Source organism: Aquimarina macrocephali (assembly GCF_051627225.1).
Lineage (GTDB): Bacteria > Bacteroidota > Bacteroidia > Flavobacteriales > Flavobacteriaceae > Aquimarina > Aquimarina macrocephali.
The window spans coordinates 5,011,899-5,028,781 of record NZ_CP151795.1; the positions used below are offsets into that span (position 1 = coordinate 5,011,899).

Consider the following 16,883-nt stretch of genomic DNA (forward strand, 5'->3'; position numbering starts at 1 on the left):
ATAAGGATTGGCTTAATCTTTAGCAACAATCTTTGAATTTCCTGCTGTATCGGCTATTATTTTTATACATTGTTACCAAACGTGAGTATAAATATTATTCGATATATTTGTTTCATGATTTTAAGTTTCAGTCAATTTCTACTAATAAAAAATGACCAAAATAAAACATATTGTGTTTTAGATTCGTTATTCTTTTATCAAGTCTGATAACCAATAAATACTACGTATTGCAGTCATAGGAGATGATGTTTGATGATCACCCTCAACCACAATATGTTGTAAGGTTAAACTCTCATCGTTTATGCTTTTAAGCATGGTAATAAATTTTTCGAAATGAGGGGTATCTTTCTCCTCCAATATGCCATATGAAATAAAAACATTTGCGTTCAGTTTTTTTCGCTCTTCAGCTGTAGTAGACTCAATTTCATAAATTTTCTGTATAACTTCATGATCAACTGCAAGAGCGGGACTACCAAGAATGAAATTTTTAAAGGTATTGGGGTGTTTCGATAATATGTAAGCACCAACTAAAGCACCGGCAGAATATCCAAAATAGGTACGTCTGTTAGCATCAGCCCGGTAGTTGTTTTCTATCACCTTAAAGGCATCGTTACGAAGAAAGTTCACATAACTGTCCAAATTCCCAAAGTTTATTCCTTTTGACCAGGTAAGCCCAACTATAATAACGTCTTCTATCAGAATTTCAGTGACAGCAGATAATATCTCGATATATTCTTTCGGAAAAGTAAAATAGATTACAGGGTATTCTAAATCTGTGTTTTTTTCATATCCTTTCGGTAGTTTTATGTAAAGTGTATTTAGTGTATCTGTTTCAGAATTACTGATCTGAATGACCTGAGTTCTGGGCATTTCATATGCCTTTTGTGTATCATCGTTTACCTTATTTTCTTGAGCAAAGACAGTGTTTAGCGATAAAGCACATGTCAATATTAATAATTTCGCTGTTTTTATGTTTTCTTTCTTTATTATAAAATTGTTGTTTTTCATGTTTATTTTTTTTACTTAAATGTTGAATAAATGTATAGTATATTCAATGTCTAAATCCATTAATAGGATGAACCCAATAATTAAATGATAAAACCATTTCGTCATTGATATCCCGCTTTTGTATAATAATTAGGATGATTTCTGTGCATAGATGGTATATTTAACCGATTATTATATGAATTTATGCTTAGCAGGTCATTAAAAAATACAATCCTAATAAATATAGGCGCCTTTTTATTGGTACTTATACTTGAGATATTAAGTATGTGGGCGTTTAAGGATAGATTTGATACTAATTATTCTTTTTTCTTACATGGTCTTAAGTATACAATTGCCATTATGGCCATCATATGGATAAATCATTTCGTTTTCATTCCATCTTTTTTTGATAAGAGACGCTATTTTTTATATACGATACTTCTTATGGGGAGTGTTTTTATTGTGGCCTATTTGAAAGGATATGGTAAGGGTGGCTGGTATGGTGTTTATAAAATGATCTTTTATCTAATTTATACTACTGGAGCCGGAATGGCTGCCTTTTTTTTAAGAAAAAATATGATCATCCAAAGAGAAAATGCTGAGAAAGAAAAGTTACAAAAAGAAATGGAGTTAAATTATTTAAAAGCACAGGTAAATCCACATTTTTTATTCAATTCTTTAAATAGTATTTATTCGCTTTCGCGGAAACAATCGTTAGAAACTCCTGACCTTGTTATGCAGCTCTCAGAATTATTGAGGTATCAACTAGAAAGTTCTAAAAAAGAGATAGTTCTATTAAAAGAAGAGCTTGAGTTTATAGAAAATTATTTATTACTTGAAGAAAAAAGATTGAGTAAACGTTGTACTATTGAATTTTTAATTGACGGAGAATTGTCAGGCTTAAGGATTTCTCCAATGTTGCTCATCCCTTTTGTTGAAAATGCTGTTAAGCATGGTGCCCAAAGTACGAATGAACAGAGTACCATTGATATTTCTGCCACTATAAAAAACACTACGCTTCATTTTTGTGTTGATAATTCAAAGCCTCACAAAGTTTCTTCATTGAAAAAAACAGGACTGGGTCTCGAAAATGTGAAAAGACGTTTAAATCTTTTATATCCTAACTCTCACGTATTGGAAATTGATGATAAAGAAGAAAAATATCATATAAATTTATCTATTGATTTAGCAGTTTCAAAATTAAAAAAAACAGTTAATGATTAAAGTTGGTATTATAGATGACGAAATACTAGCACGTAAAGTACTAGAAGACTATTGTTCTAAAATTGACAATTTAGAATTAGTATTAAGTACAGGAAATCCACTTGAATTTATCAATTTCACTCAGCAAAATGAAGTTGACCTCATTTTTCTTGATATAGAAATGCCTGAACTTAATGGCATGGAAATTTTGCGTTCTATGATAAAACCACCTAAAGTTATTTTGACTACTGCTTATTCTGAATATGCATTAGAAAGTTATAATTATGGTGTTGTAGATTATTTATTGAAACCTATAAAAATTGAACGCTTTTTGAAAGCAATAAACAAAGTTTCATCTTCAAAAATAACACAACCTAAAAAAAACAGTGGAAGTGAAGAACTTCAAATAAAACATGATGGAATGTCCGTTAATATTTCATTTAAATCAATTCTGTATATTCAGAGTTTTGGAAATTATTTGAAAATCTTTACCGATTCAAGAATGTATCTTATATCTGAAACGCTAATTAATATCACTACATTATTATCTGAAAATTTCCAACGCACACATAAATCATACATTGCCAATTTAAATAGAGTTTCAAAAGCAAGTAGAACCCATTTGCTAATTGAAGATAAAAAAGTACCTGTAAGCGCTATGTATAAGGTTGTTGTATTTGAAAAATTGGAAGTTTTAGCGAAATTATAAAATATTCACTCTAATTCTAAACCATTCCACACACATTTACTCATTAGATAATATTGTTTTAAGAAATCGTGAACCGAAAATGGTTTCGCTTCCCTCCTGCCCATTCGACACTTCGACAAGCTCAGTGTGACAATGCAAGAAAAATTGCATGTATCGTTGAACCTTAATTTAGAAGAAGTATTATTCCTATAAATTATACGGTTTTCAGGGATAAAACTGATCTGGAATTTAAATTATATTTACGCTCTAAATAACTAACAACAAATACAATAATAAAACCCCTAAGATGAAAGAAGAAATAAAATGGTTTGAAGAAATGACCCAATACCTATTTAAAGAATACAAATCCTTGTTTTTAAAAAAGGTGGTGGGTTATGAAAAAGGGTCTATAAAAAAAATTGCCCTTTTAAGAAACCAGTACCTAGATTATGATGATGATGATAATGATTATATTGTTGTTGACTACTCATTAGGAATCTATTCTAAGGATCAGATGCAAGTGTTAAAAAATAAAATAGATGAATCGTCTAATAGCTACGTTTTAGAGGATGTTAAAGACCTTTGGGGACCACCATTACTAAATGCAGCATGGGAAAAAAGCTACGACTATAGTACTGATTTTGAGATGTTTCAGCACTGCACTGTACTGGCTAGTATAGCGCAAAAGCTATTAGAGGACACAGAAATTAAACCTTATGTTATGAAAAAAACCTCGGTCTTTATAAAAAGCTTTGGCGATTTTAACGAGGAGTGTATGTTGCCCATGTATAAAGGAACAATTCCTGAAACCAAAATTCGTAAAAAAGTCATAGCTGATTTTGTTACTACTGATGAAAATAAAAAATTGTTGCTGTCGCTTTGGAATAAAGAAATCACAGAACCAGGAAAAACCCTTTTTAAGAAAATTGGTATTAATCCATTACCAAATTACCCTAGTAAAAGCGATATTAGTAAAGAGTTATTTAAAGCGCGACATATACTGGTTAAAAAGGAAGAGGATGGAGAAAGTAAAGAGGTACGTAATAAAGCAGCTATAGCAAGTCTGGAACCGTATTTAGAAGACATTAAACCGTATACTGGAAAAAAATCAAAAAAAATAACGGAAGCTATTAAAGAGCATGAAAGCGCATGCAATTATTTGGGGTTATGGTATAAGGGATTAAAGGACTATGACCATGCAGAAAAATGGTGGAAACTTTGTTATCAAATCCTACCTACAGAGGCGGGTGCTTTAAACCTTTGTTTAATCTATAAAAACAATAAGCCTAATTACCCAGAATTTTTAAAAATCTGTGAGTATTTAACATCTATTTATAACAAATTGTCTTCATATAGTCAAATGTATGCATGGGAATACTTAGCGACTGCTTATGTGCTGAATGAAGAGATAGAAAAAGCAAGTAATACCTTTAAAACACTTATAAAAGATAACCCAGATGAGGAGATATCGTATTACAAATCATTAGCAAATAAAGCGTTAGACAAATTGTTTGAACAAAAAGAAAAAGATGAAAAACTAAAAAACAAATTGCTAAATGTCTTTGAATCACAAAAATAAAAAAAGGTGAATCTTAATGAAAAAGACTATAATTAGCACATATTCAGAAAAAAAATAAAAGATAATTTTAGATTGGATTAAGACTTTTGTAAAAGATGAAGCTCTTATATACACATTTTGCCTTTACTCCTATTCCCTTTCAGCAAAAAGCGTATTCTATTACATTTTAAATAAACATTTTATGTAGAACTTCAATTAATCTTTTTTAATGTTTCATGGCAAAATTCAGGGCAGCATATCAACTGGTTTTATTGTTTTTCTAGTATTGCAGGTAATATATAATCAGTCATCATTTTATCAACATCTATGCGAGCACCTGGTTTACCATATGCAGAGGCAGTGATAACCACAACAAAAGGAATGTCTTTAAAAACAAGAATCTTATTACCCCCGTTGCCAGCGCAAAAAGAAACTTCATAATTTATGCCATTTACTTTATATATATTATTCCAAAAAAGGTAACCATAATATCCATCTTCTATTCCTGCATAAGATTGCGATACTTGTTTGGCTAAACTTTTTTCTACCCATTCTTCAGTTAAAATTTGTTTACCATTCCAAAGTCCTTTGTTTTTATATAATTGTCCATATTTTGCAAAATCGATAGCTCGTAGTTCTATGCCACCACCAGTATATGCAACATTTTGAGGGGTATAAAACCATTTATAATTGGTAATACTTAAGGGAGTAAATAATTTTTTATCTGCATAGGAAACGAGTCCATCAGGAACAGATTGATGAATGATATCCCCTAGCAAACCAACACCAGCAGTAAAGTAATTATAGTCTTTGCCTATTATCTTGTCTTTATGCATGGGCAAATCTAAAGCAAACTTCACCCAGTTATCAGTAGATTGCATCTTATCTTCAGTACCTGGACTTTCATCATCCCAATCATCACCTAGAAATCCAGAGCTCATGGTTAAAAGCGATTTAAGGGTTACAGCATCTTTTTTTGCACTATAATTTTTATATGATTTTAAATCGTAAAAATCTTTTAGCAAAGTATTTTCGTCTTTTATGAATTTATCTTCAATAGCAATCCCTAGTATTGTAGAGGCAAATGACTTTCCTACCGACCTAGTGTTATGCAAACTATCTCTTGTTGCACCGTTAAAGTATTCTTCTATTAAAAGTTCATCGTCTTTTATTACAACAATTCCGTTAATATCATTAAATCTACCTTCTGCTATTTTTCTATTGAGTGCTTCAATTTTGTTGTTATTAAAATTGGCTTTAGAAATTTCCCAACCACTATTAGGCTGTATTTTCTGAACAGGCACTAAACTTTCATCTATAACTATTTTAGGAACTTTTACAGCGATATTTCCTTTTGCCAAAAGAGAACCAACTTTTAATACATCTCCTTTTAAATAAGGTCTTACTTCGATACTTAAAGTATGGTTCCCTTCTGTAAATGCATCTAGCCCACCATTAATTTTCATAAATCGTTGCCACATATACCAACCCCAAAAATTTATTCGCTCTGGCGCTACTAATGGTATTACTTGTCTAAGCTTCTCTGTTTTTCTGGTTTTTGGCCCTGCTCCGGTGTTTAAGTTCTCTATATAAATTATTTTCTCATCAATTATATATGAAAATTGAAAATTTCCTTTACTCAATAGTTCTTCTTCAGATAGGCTTGGTGCTAATTCTTGAAGACTTTGTATAAGAGGTTTATCTAAGTTAAAAACAATACTTAGGTAAGCATCATTATATAAATCAAATTCTTTTGAATAATTCTCTATTTTACCTTTAACTTTTGTAAAGTCTACTGTTGAAAAATGTAAATTTTCTATTTCGCTTGAAGGTGTATTATCTGATTTTGACTGACTATTATTCTTGCACGATATTAGTATACATACAATAAACACTAAAAAATGATTTGATTTCATAGTTGTATTAATTTTAGCTTTAATTGAGTTCAGAATTAGCGTAAGAATATTTTTAAATTGACATTGCTATTTCCTACATTATTTTTTGTAAAGAAAACTTTTTTTTTGTCATCAGATGTAACAATTGTCCTTATTAGATGTCCTAAACTATAGTATCAGACTATTTTTTAGTCTATACATAAATAAAGATCAAATTCTTACTAAATGAAATGATAAAAAATAGTAGACTTATTATTATGTTAGATTAAAACACAACAATGTTAAAATTTTGAGTGGATGAGTATATCGCTATATGAGCTTTTTCTGGTATTGATTATTGGCCAGTGTATTTTTTTGATTTTTGCCATTCAGTATATCCCTAAAAAGCATACAGGAGCAAATAGGGCTATACAGTACTTATTAACTATTTATAGCCTTTTTTTATTCGAAAGAGCTATGGGCCATCAATTTGAAAGAGATTTTTTGAGGCTATATGGTAATATCATTAATACTTTTTATCTTTTTATTGGGCCTTTAGTTTACACGTATATTAGGCGGTTACTTTTTTATAAAAATGGAAATTATCAGTTAGCATACTATCACTATTTGCCAGCGCTATTGTATTTAGTATACTGTTTTTTTCATGTTTATATTTATGATTCAATAAAGGATTTAAGCAGTTATTTTAACACTTTATTGTTTTGTAACGACATCATATTTTTCGTTTTTATCTCGGCTTATTTATTCAAATCTAATAGACTACTAAATTACTATAAGAAGAATGAAGAGCAAGAACTATCCTTTAATCAAACCATTATAAAATATATAGAGATTATGCTGATTGGTTTGTTGGTTTATATGATTTTTTGGTTGTTAGGCATTGTTGAACGCTTTGTTATTAAATTACCGATCGATATTAGAATGATTTGGGATATATCATGTTTAATCTTTGGTATACAGATTTATATAGTAGGTTTTTATAATTTGAAACATCCAGAAGTATTCAAAATTCGTTTTCCTTCTAAGAATGAAAATATACCTAAAAGAAAGAATATACTTGATGAAAATGAAATAAGTAAGATTCAAAATCTAGTTGATATTTTTTTTAAGGAAAAAAAAGGATATAGACGGCCAGAATTAAGTTTGTCAATTTTAGCTAATGAAATTAATACTACAACTAATAAATTATCATGGGTTCTCAATAATATTTATAAAAAAACTTTTTACGAACTGGTAAATGAATATAGAGTTGAGGATTTCTCACAAAGAATCAAAAAAAATGATCATAAAGAATTTACAGTTGTATCTATAGCGTTTGATGTTGGATTTAATTCTAAATCTACTTTTTATAAGGCATTCAAAGAAATAACAAATTTTACTCCTACAGAATATATTAAAAAGGTTGAAAACTCACAAAGATTTAATGAGTATTAATAAATACAGTTGCTTGGAAAAATTAATCGACCAATGTTCCTTCATATACAGTATCATATTTGTTAAAATCAGTATCATTCCCTCCAATCATATAAATCTTACCACTAAGTGTAGCAATACCTCCTATCTGTATTGGTTTGGGTAAATTGGTTGATTTAATCCATGTATCGTTTGTTGTATTATAAATATATACACTTGAAACGGCTTTTTCGTCTTTATTTTGCCCACCGGGAAAAATAATTTTATCATTTATTACCGCACTACCAAGCAAAATAGAAATCCAAACAGGACAATTCTTTTTCGTTTCCCATATATCAGAAAGTGTATCATACATCCATAAAACATCGCCACAAAGCACATAAATATTGTTCCCGACAGCAGAAATTATTGGATCCCCACAAGGCGTAGGTAGTGGGGATAAGGTTTGCCATGAATTTGATTTTGGATTATAAACTTCGTTATTTTCGGTTTTTACGATTTTATTTGTCCTGTTAGACTTAGCTATTCCTCCCATAACATAGATTTTATCATTAACTACACATGAAGTGTTGTGTTGTCTTCCTGTTGGCATTGGCGCCAATACATTCCACGTGTTGTTTAAAGGATTATAGGCTTCTAGTCTGTCTAGAGGTTTTCCTGCTCCTCCTGCTCCTCCAATAGCATAAATTAATCCATCTATTTCTACTAAATTTACATTCCATCCCCGAGTAATCATATTTGTTGTTTTCTTCCATATATCCTCAACGACATTATATTCATAAACTCCTGAAACTTTAGAATGCGCCTCCATAAAATAGATATTGTTATTGCAGCTTACTGCTGCTCCTCTCATAGGCTGTGGAAGCTTTGCCTTTTCCTTCCATTCTATTTTTTGAGCATATACTCCAGAAAAAATAAATCCTATTAGTAGAAATAAAATAATCCTTCTTTTTTTCATTGTTTACTTATTTGTGTTTGCAATTTATAATTCCAACCCGCCAGCTGGTATCTGCGTTTCGTCTGGCTCAAAGCAATGCTTTGTCCTACTAAAAAGGTCTACTTCCAGCAACATCAACAGGCACTTCATTCAAAAGGTAAATCGTTATCTTTTTCAATCTGTCCTCTATACGTTCCGCACTATTTGGGTCTAAGATTCTCAATAACCTGAGCATCTACCCAAAATATATCCCCATCTGCGTTTGCTTTATTAAAGAAAAAATATTTTCCGTCTGGAGTTACGTATCCTCCAGATTCCCCAGAACTAGTATTAATTTCATCTCCCATATTAATGGCAGCACCCCATGAACCGTCTTGCTGTCGAAAACTGATATACAGGTCAGAATCACCATATCCACCTTCTCTCTCACTATCCCAGATTAAATAGGACTCATCTGGCGCAATGAAGGGATGGGCTGTCCATTTTCCTGTGTTGATCACTGGCCCCATCTTCTTTGGCGCTTGGCGTTTGCCGTCCTTGAGCATTGATATGCGGATTACATCGTTGCTTTTATAATCGTCAAAAACATAGGTGCCTTTGGTGGATGCCGACAAGCGCATAATACCCCAGTCTTCCCTGTCAAACATGGGGCCAAGACTTTTTACCTCTGACCAACCAGTCTCGGTACGCTCCATATATTTGCTACCCAAGTGCATGGTTTTACCATCGGGAGCAAAGATGGGTCGACCTACCCTTGGTCCCACCACAGACTTGCGCCATCGGTTATTTTCGGATTTAAAAACAACTAATAACCATTTTTTATTTTTGACATCTTTCCTAGTAAAATAGAACTCTTTCATGTCGGGTGTGAAGAAAGCGCTAAGGTCACGATGCTCTGTCGAAACAATTCCAGGAGCGAAAACTTCAGGTGTTAATCCCGGTGGTTTTTGCCCAAGATAGGGGCCTTCTAAGATTGGAAAACTAAGATCGTTTTCCATATTTTCTTGAGCAAAGGCAGTATGAAGTGATATAGCGAATGTCAATATTACTAATTTCATTGTTTTCATGTTTTCTTCTTTTTATTATAGATCATTCTTTGGGTCTAATATTCTCAATAACCTGAGCATCCACCCAATAAGGAGTTCCTACCCAATTAGTACTTCCATCTTCTTTAACCTCCCACTCTCCTCTCGAAAAAAATAGATATTTTCCATCGTCTGTCACATGTACGCCACTTTCATCTAATGCGGTATTTATTTTATCTCCCATGTTAATTGCTGAGACCCAAGAACCATCTTTCCCTCGAAAACTAATATAGAGATCAGAATTACCAAATCCGTCTTCTCTTACAACATCCCATAACAAATAAGATTCATCCGGAGCAATGTGTGGGTGGGCAATCCATGTTCCGGTGTTAATCTCCTTGCCCATTTTTTGACGTGGTTCATATTTACCCTTTATAAGGCGTGAATAACTGATAGCACCAACTGTATCAGGCCTTTCGAACTGATCAAAATAAGAAGTTCCATCATCTGAAAACGATATTCCCATGATATGCATATCTGTAAAAGGTGCTCCAAGACTTTTGAGCTCCGACCAACCAGTATCGGTTCGATCTCTATATTTATTTCCACGGTATAAAGTATCTCCTCCCTTAGAGAATCTGGGCCATTTTAGTTCGGTTTCAGATTCGTTCCCCCAACTACCATTTTCATATCGAATGACAAAAAATGTTCGCTCTTCATATTTTCCATTTTTCCTAGTGAAATAGTAACTCTTCCCATCTGGAGAAAGCCTACCTCCTTCAAAAAGCCCTTCTGGAGAAACAATGTCTGGAGCAAACTCTATCGGAATTAAGCCCGGTGGCTCTTCTCCAAAGTAGCGATCTTCTAAGGTTGGAAAATCAGGATCGTTTACTTTCTGATTTTTAGTATTGCAGGCACTTAAAAACAGTACTAATACGAGTATTAAAATAAAATGTGCTTTCTTCATTGTTTAGATTTTAATAATGTTCAATAGCCGTCTCGCTATTTCTTGATAAAAGCTGGTAGAACTCTTGTCGCTGTCAGTGATACTGAGCTATCAACAGGACGATGAGTAGTGGTCACGACAACCAGATCAAGCGCTTCGATTACGTAGATATTTTGTCCGCTGCCGCCCCTAGCCGATTTACTGAGGTAGCTTTTATCACCTGTGGAAAAATCGGCCTGCCACCAGAAATAGCCATAAGCTGTGCCTGATACACCCCTGGCAGTGTCATCATATTCATCACTTTGATTGACAATTTTACTAGTTGCTTTGGCAACGAAGGCTGCTGGTACCAGCTGCTCGTCATCCCATTTCCCCTTGTTGATGACCAAGGTGCCCCATTTGACCATATCGCGCGATGTCATGCTCGAGCGACTTCCCGAGCTTGGCAGGCCGCTAACACCTGTCTCCCAACCATAATTCGTGATGCCCATTTTATCGAGAAGTTCATTTTTGATAAAATCTTTAGCAGTGCCTGGCACGACGGCATCAATGACTTGCATCACCAATATTGGATCGAATTGATATTTAAAACTCTGAGAATCTGCAGTAATAGGCGTACTATGCTCGAGGTAAGCCTGAACTTGTCCCTGGCCGTTTAACAGAGCGGGGGTTTTCTCGAATTCCTCTCTCTGTTCTTTACTGATGCGGATACCGGAACGCATAGTCAACGCCTTGTGTAGTGTGATTTTTTCTACACCCTCAACAAATTTTGTTGGGTCCAGGTCTTTGAGAAAGTTAACCAATGGCTTGTCTAAATCGGCCATGGACAGATAACCCAACTGGATAGCACAACCGAGCGCCAAACTGGTGTAAGCTTTAGTCGCTGATGCTTGTGGGTGCGGTAGATTGATGCGACCACGTGAATAATAGGATTCAAAGAGGAGTTTACCCTTATGGGCAATAAGAAAGCTGTCGAAGTTTCCATATTTGTTGTGCGCAATCTCCTGCGCTAGGGTAAGAATTATCGCTTTATTACCACCATCGATGCCTAATTTGCCCACCAGGATACCGTCTTTTCTATCGGTTGGTGCTGCATCGATAAAGGCTTCTTTGAGATCAGGAATATCTCTGAATGAGAGCGTAGCTTCGGCAGTTGTAGCCTCTGGTGCTTGACTATCACTTTGTTGGGCAAAGCTACTATGTGTTAGTACAAGAAGAATTATAAGTAGTAGTCCTGTTTTGTTTTTCATGATTTTTATTATTTATAAATGCTTGATAGCGGTTAGCATAAGAATAGTAATCGATTACAGAGCATTTATTTTCAATTTATAAAAAAGCTGAAGCGAATGATAGGTACTAAATATACAGCCATAAACCACCACTAAGTTTGATAAAAATTCATCTCATTCACTTTTTTGTAATTCCTTAATTTTCTGCCTAGTACGGTTATTTTGAGGATTTAATTCAAGTGATTTAGTATAATTTAAAATTGCCATGTCAATTTCTCCAATTTTTGCACAGGCTTCTGCATAACTATCGTATACTTTGAAACTATCTGGATAGAGCATCATATTCACTTTGAAAACATCTTGTGATAATTTCATTCTATCCTCATGGAAAAAATCATAACCTAGATCATTTAAATAGTCTTCAGTAACAGTAAGATAAGTTGAGTCATGTTCTTTTAAGGCCATATATGCATTAAGTGCTTTGTCAAAGTCACCTTCAAGAAGGAATTCTACTGGTTCTTTTTTATCAGTATCCATCTTAATGAAATTTGAAGCTATTGTTCCATCGTTTCTATTCTGGTAAATTAAATTGAGCATTTCGTTTTCAGAATCTGGCTTGAATTGGATAAGTCGACTAGAATTTCTTCTAACAAAACTACTATCCGAGACTTTGACTAATTCTTCTGCTTCTAGGTCAAGTATATTTTTATAGAGCAGTTGATTGTCCTTTTGAAAAACTTCAACAATCCTACCATTGGCGATATATCTACCAGTAATTTCATCGACTAAAGACTGTTCAACTTCTATTTTTTTATGTATTGGAACAAACTTATCCCACTCATAAGCCATAGCAACAGCGCGAATAACTTCTGCATTAAAAGCTGGAAACGTGGAATTGGTCATCACAACCACACCATAACCTTTGTCTCTATGAGCCATTATTTCAGCATAGAATCCTGTATTCCATCCGTGATGCCTTAAGTAGATTTCATCATTTCTATTAAAAAGCTGAAAACCTAAGCCTAGTGTAAATGACCAACCAGAATTATTACTCACCCCATATGGTGTGCCCATTAATGCTGTTAGACCTTTTGATAATCCTTTAGTACTCTTACCGTTTAGGGTTTGCTGTACGTTGGCTATAAATTTTGCATAGTCCTCGGCAGTTGTCCATAATCCAGTTGAAGCCAATACAGGGTCAATCTTTCTTCCTCCTTTTACCTTAGAACCATCTTTTAAATAACCTGTTGCTACCTTAGTTAATTGCTCCGTAGTAAGTGATAAGTTAAATGTACTGTTGTTCATTTCTAAGGGCTGCAACACGAGTTCATTCATAATCTCTGGGAATGTTTTCCCCTCTACATCCAGCATCATTTGTTGAATAGGCACATAGCTAGCGTATGCAAAACGGACACTTTCACTAGGCTCTTTATTGACGGTAATTGGCTCGTTAGTAGCTGGAGAAGTTCCATTTAATGTCTCTATAAGTGTTGGAATTTTTTCATCAATACTATATGATCCTGTTCCACGAGGATGTATTCCGGCAGAGTGATTCAAAAGGTTTTTTATGGTAACTTTCTTGTTTTTGGTAAATTCATTTTCTGGTACTTTCCAGGATTTTAAATAACTGTTAACATCTTCATCTAAGTCTAATTTGTTTTCTTCTACAAGACGTAATGCACCATAGGCTGTTACTGGCATACTAGTTGCCGCTGCCTGGAAAAGTGTTTGTGTCGTTACTGGGGTTTGACTTTCTTTATCCATTACACCGTACCCTTTTGTCCATGCAATTTCACCATTATGTATGACTGCAATACTCACACCTGGAATGCCATAGTGTTTCATTCGTTCTTCTATAGACCATGTTGAATCGCCCTCTACGTGTACCCGAGTTGTGAGACCAGTTTCTACCTTTTTAATTACATCAATTGTGGTATCGGTATTTGATTCTTGTGCACATGATTGAAAAAGAATTATGGTTAAAAGAACTGAAATAATATTTTTCATATAATGATTTTTTATTGAATGATTGATTATTAAAAGGCTTTAATTAAATGTTGAATAAAAATATAGCATAATCCATGTTTAGCACCTTAAATTGGATAAACACAACAATTAAATGATAAAACCATTTCGTCATTGATATACCGCTTTTGTACAAAAATTATGAAGATTTGTAGGTCTAGATAGTATATGTATTATATAAAATTTGGTTTCATTCACTTTTTTGCAATTCCTTAATTTTCTGCCTGGTACGGTTATTTTGAGAATTTAATTCAAGTGATTTAGCATAATTTTTAATTGCCAGATCAGTTTCTCCCATTTTCACACAGGCTTCTGCATAACTATCATATACTTTATAACTATCTGGATAGAGCATCATATTCACTTTGAAAACATCTTGTGATAATTTCATTCTATCCTCACGAAAAAAACTATAGCCTAGATCATTCAAATAGTCTTCGGTAACTGTAAGATAAGTAGCGTCATGTTCTTTTCTGATTTTATATGCTTTAAGTGCTTTTTCAAAGTCACCTTCAAGAAGGAATTCTACTGGTTCTTTTTTATCAGTATCCATCTTAACAAAAGTTGAAGCTATAGTACTATCGTCTCTATAAATAGAAAGCATATTAACCGTTTCATTCTCTAAATTTGGTTTGAATTGAATAAGTCGACTAGTATTTCTTTTAACAAAAATGCTATCCGAGATTTTGACTAGTTCTTCTGCTTGCACATCAAGTATATTTTTATAGAACAGTAGATTGTCCTTTTGAAAAACTTCTACAATCCTACCATTGAACATATATCTACCATTAATTTTATCGACTAAAGACTGTTCAATTTCTGTTTTTTTATGTACCGGAACATAATTATCCCAATCATACGCCAGGGCTACAGAGCGAATCACTTCAGCATTAAAATCCGGAAAAGTAGAATTCGTTAATACAATGACACCATAGCCTTTGTCTTTATGGGCCACCATCTCATTGTAAAAACCGTCATCCCATCCCCAGTGCCTCAAGTAAGTTTCATCTTTCTTGTCAAGACGTTGAAACCCTAATGCATATTCAAATTTTGATTCAGGGCTTCTTTTTCCATAGGGTGTAAGCATTAACGCTGTCATCTCTTTTGATAAGCCTTTAGCACTCTTACCTTTTAAGGTTTGCTGTATGTTGATAATAAATTTTGCAAGGTCTTCTGCATTTGCCCATAATCCGTTTACAGCCATAGCAGGGTGAACATTTCTTTTATCTGAACCATTTGGCAAATAACCAGTTGCTGCCTTGGTCAATTGCTCTGTAGTCAACGATTGATGAAAAGTACTGTTGTTCATTTCCAAAGGGCGTAACACCAATTCGTTTATAAGCTCTGGAAATTTCTTACCCTCAATATCCATCATCATTTGTTGAATGATTGCATAGCCACCGTCCGAGATATAAATAATTTCGTCTGGTTCTTCAGCTATGATTGGCTCATTTTCAGCAGGAGGATTACCATTTAATATATCTAAAAGTGTTGGTACGGTTGAGTCTTTGTTATATCCTAAAAGATAATGAGCAGTTGTTCTGGAAGAATGGTTTAAAAGGTTTTTAGTGGTGACCTTCTTTTGTTTTGTGATTTCATTTTCTGGCAATTTCCAAGATTTTAAATAGCTGTTGATGTTTTCATCCAATTCCACTTTATTTTGCTCCACAAGACGTAATGCACCATACGCAGTAACAGGCATACTAAGCCTCGATGCTTGAAAAAGTGTTTGTTCGGTCACGGGAGTGTTACTTTCTTTATCCATCACACCATAGCCTTTTGACCATGCAATTTCACCGTTGTGTATAACTGCAATACTCACACCTGGAATTCCATAATGTTCCATGCGTTCTTCTATAGACCATGTAGAATCACCATCTATATGTACCCGAGTTGTGAGACCAGTTTCCACCTTTTTAATTAAATCAATTGTAGCATTAGTATTTGATTCTTCTGCACATGATTGAAAAAGAATTATGGTTAAAAGAATTGTGATACTACTTTTCATATTTATAAAACCTTAACAGCTGTTTATAGAATGATTTTTAACCATGCGGGACTTGAAGCATTACTTATGATTTTTCTTACTTCAGCACCATCTTTGTTCATAATATAAATGCTTTTTTCTCCATCCCTAAGTGACGAAAATATCAGTTGAGAACCATCAGGGGACCATGATGGATACCAATCACCAACATCATTATTTGTTAATCGATTTTGATTAGACCCATCAATATTCATCACATAAACTTCATAATTTCCATCTCTATCAGACATAAAAGCGATTTGCTTACCATCTGGTGAAACCTCTGGATGCCACTCTTCAGCTTCATTATTTGTCAACTGAATTATGTTGTTACCATCAATATCTGCGATGCTTATCTCACTTTTTTTATCTTTGAATTCTGAGTGAAAGACTATTCTACCATCTGGTGTAAAATAAGGACCACCACCTTTTAGTGATTTTATTTGAGACAGTTCGCTACCATCTGAATTCATAATCCAAATTTCTTGCTGCCAATTTTTTTCCGAATCTTTATATTCTCTTGAAAAAACAATTTTTCTACCATCAGGTGACCAAGTAGGTGAATTATCCCATTTGTTTTTTTCATGAGTTAATCGTTTCCTATTTGTACCATCGCTATTCATGGTATGAATAGACCATGTTTTTTTATCATCATATTTGTAATAAAAAGCGATGTGTTTTCCGTCAGGAGACCAAGCTAAATAGCCACCTTTCTCATTTGTACTTTCAGTAGTTGATTTACCTTCAGTAGTTCTTTGATAAATTTCTACATTACCTGATTCTTTTGCTGAATAAGCAATCGTATAGGAAGTTGATTTAGATTTGTCACTTTCCTGACAAAAAGCAATCAAGCCAAGTAACAAAGTCACAAAAGTTAAGGTTTTTACTGGTTTCAAATTATTAGTTTTCATATTTTCCTCCCTTTAGTATATTTAGAGTGTCTCTTCAGGT

13 protein-coding genes are annotated in these 16,883 nt (G+C 33.5%); 4 read left to right on the top strand and 9 right to left on the bottom strand.

Features of this window, described 5'->3' with window-relative positions:
• Positions 1 to 186: 186 nt before the first annotated feature.
• Complete coding sequence (locus AAFU52_RS22190; protein WP_438423592.1) at positions 187 to 1,008, bottom strand: alpha/beta hydrolase; 822 nt, start codon at positions 1,006 to 1,008, stop codon at positions 187 to 189.
• Between the two features lie 339 nt (positions 1,009 to 1,347).
• Here AAFU52_RS22190 and AAFU52_RS22195 point away from each other — a divergent pair, with 339 nt between their 5' ends.
• From AAFU52_RS22195 to AAFU52_RS22205, 3 genes are all read left to right on the top strand, one after another.
• Positions 1,348 to 2,211 carry a sensor histidine kinase gene (locus AAFU52_RS22195; protein ID WP_161635350.1) on the top strand — a complete coding sequence of 288 codons (864 nt, stop codon included), beginning with the start codon at positions 1,348 to 1,350 and terminating at the stop codon, positions 2,209 to 2,211.
• Positions 2,204 to 2,899 carry a LytR/AlgR family response regulator transcription factor gene (locus tag AAFU52_RS22200; RefSeq protein ID WP_024772995.1) on the top strand — a complete coding sequence of 232 codons (696 nt, stop codon included), beginning with the start codon at positions 2,204 to 2,206 and terminating at the stop codon, positions 2,897 to 2,899. Before AAFU52_RS22195 ends, AAFU52_RS22200 begins: the two co-directional genes overlap by 8 nt.
• Positions 2,900 to 3,185: 286 nt before the next feature.
• Complete coding sequence (locus AAFU52_RS22205) at positions 3,186 to 4,457, top strand: tetratricopeptide repeat protein (RefSeq protein ID WP_438423593.1); 1,272 nt, start codon at positions 3,186 to 3,188, stop codon at positions 4,455 to 4,457.
• Between the two features lie 248 nt (positions 4,458 to 4,705).
• On the opposite strand, the gene AAFU52_RS22210 is transcribed toward AAFU52_RS22205, so the two are convergent.
• Positions 4,706 to 6,352 carry a serine hydrolase domain-containing protein gene (locus AAFU52_RS22210; RefSeq protein WP_438423594.1) on the bottom strand — a complete coding sequence of 549 codons (1,647 nt, stop codon included), beginning with the start codon at positions 6,350 to 6,352 and terminating at the stop codon, positions 4,706 to 4,708.
• A gap of 813 nt (positions 6,353 to 7,165) precedes the next feature.
• Between AAFU52_RS22210 and AAFU52_RS22215 the strand changes: the two genes are divergently transcribed.
• Positions 7,166 to 7,765, top strand: coding sequence for a helix-turn-helix domain-containing protein (locus AAFU52_RS22215; protein ID WP_438423595.1), 600 nt, complete (start codon positions 7,166 to 7,168; stop codon positions 7,763 to 7,765).
• Between the two features lie 22 nt (positions 7,766 to 7,787).
• On the opposite strand, the gene AAFU52_RS22220 is transcribed toward AAFU52_RS22215, so the two are convergent.
• From AAFU52_RS22220 to AAFU52_RS22250, 7 genes are all read right to left on the bottom strand, one after another.
• Entirely contained in the window at positions 7,788 to 8,702 is a 915-nt protein-coding gene (locus AAFU52_RS22220; protein WP_438423596.1) for a Kelch repeat-containing protein, read from the bottom strand.
• Between the two features lie 179 nt (positions 8,703 to 8,881).
• On the bottom strand, positions 8,882 to 9,448 hold the full coding sequence (locus AAFU52_RS22225) for a hypothetical protein (protein WP_438423597.1): 567 nt from the start codon (positions 9,446 to 9,448) through the stop codon (positions 8,882 to 8,884).
• Positions 9,449 to 9,770: 322 nt separating this feature from the next.
• Positions 9,771 to 10,673, bottom strand: a complete 903-nt coding sequence (locus AAFU52_RS22230; protein WP_438423598.1) for a hypothetical protein — start codon at positions 10,671 to 10,673, stop codon at positions 9,771 to 9,773.
• 35 nt (positions 10,674 to 10,708) lie between these two features.
• Entirely contained in the window at positions 10,709 to 11,902 is a 1,194-nt protein-coding gene (locus AAFU52_RS22235) for a serine hydrolase domain-containing protein (RefSeq protein ID WP_438423599.1), read from the bottom strand.
• Positions 11,903 to 12,055: 153 nt separating this feature from the next.
• Positions 12,056 to 13,726 carry a serine hydrolase gene (locus AAFU52_RS22240; RefSeq protein WP_438423600.1) on the bottom strand — a complete coding sequence of 557 codons (1,671 nt, stop codon included), beginning with the start codon at positions 13,724 to 13,726 and terminating at the stop codon, positions 12,056 to 12,058.
• A gap of 370 nt (positions 13,727 to 14,096) precedes the next feature.
• Positions 14,097 to 15,914: a serine hydrolase gene (locus tag AAFU52_RS22245; protein WP_438423601.1), complete on the bottom strand. Its 1,818-nt coding sequence runs from the start codon at positions 15,912 to 15,914 to the stop codon at positions 14,097 to 14,099.
• A gap of 23 nt (positions 15,915 to 15,937) precedes the next feature.
• A complete protein-coding gene (locus tag AAFU52_RS22250) occupies positions 15,938 to 16,828 on the bottom strand; it encodes a TolB family protein (RefSeq protein ID WP_438423602.1) in 891 nt (296 codons plus the stop codon).
• Positions 16,829 to 16,883: the final 55 nt, after the last annotated feature.

Coding starts and splice junctions, on each gene's coding strand:
- AAFU52_RS22190 (WP_438423592.1), bottom strand. CDS start 1,008: ATGAAAAACAACAATTTTATAATAAAGAAAGAAAACATAAAAACAGCG.
- AAFU52_RS22195 (WP_161635350.1), top strand. CDS start 1,348: ATGGCCATCATATGGATAAATCATTTCGTTTTCATTCCATCTTTTTTT.
- AAFU52_RS22200 (WP_024772995.1), top strand. CDS start 2,204: ATGATTAAAGTTGGTATTATAGATGACGAAATACTAGCACGTAAAGTA.
- AAFU52_RS22205 (WP_438423593.1), top strand. CDS start 3,186: ATGAAAGAAGAAATAAAATGGTTTGAAGAAATGACCCAATACCTATTT.
- AAFU52_RS22210 (WP_438423594.1), bottom strand. CDS start 6,352: ATGAAATCAAATCATTTTTTAGTGTTTATTGTATGTATACTAATATCG.
- AAFU52_RS22215 (WP_438423595.1), top strand. CDS start 7,166: ATGCTGATTGGTTTGTTGGTTTATATGATTTTTTGGTTGTTAGGCATT.
- AAFU52_RS22220 (WP_438423596.1), bottom strand. CDS start 8,702: ATGAAAAAAAGAAGGATTATTTTATTTCTACTAATAGGATTTATTTTT.
- AAFU52_RS22230 (WP_438423598.1), bottom strand. CDS start 10,673: ATGAAGAAAGCACATTTTATTTTAATACTCGTATTAGTACTGTTTTTA.
- AAFU52_RS22235 (WP_438423599.1), bottom strand. CDS start 11,902: ATGAAAAACAAAACAGGACTACTACTTATAATTCTTCTTGTACTAACA.
- AAFU52_RS22240 (WP_438423600.1), bottom strand. CDS start 13,726: ATGAAACACTATGGCATTCCAGGTGTGAGTATTGCAGTCATACATAAT.
- AAFU52_RS22245 (WP_438423601.1), bottom strand. CDS start 15,914: ATGAAAAGTAGTATCACAATTCTTTTAACCATAATTCTTTTTCAATCA.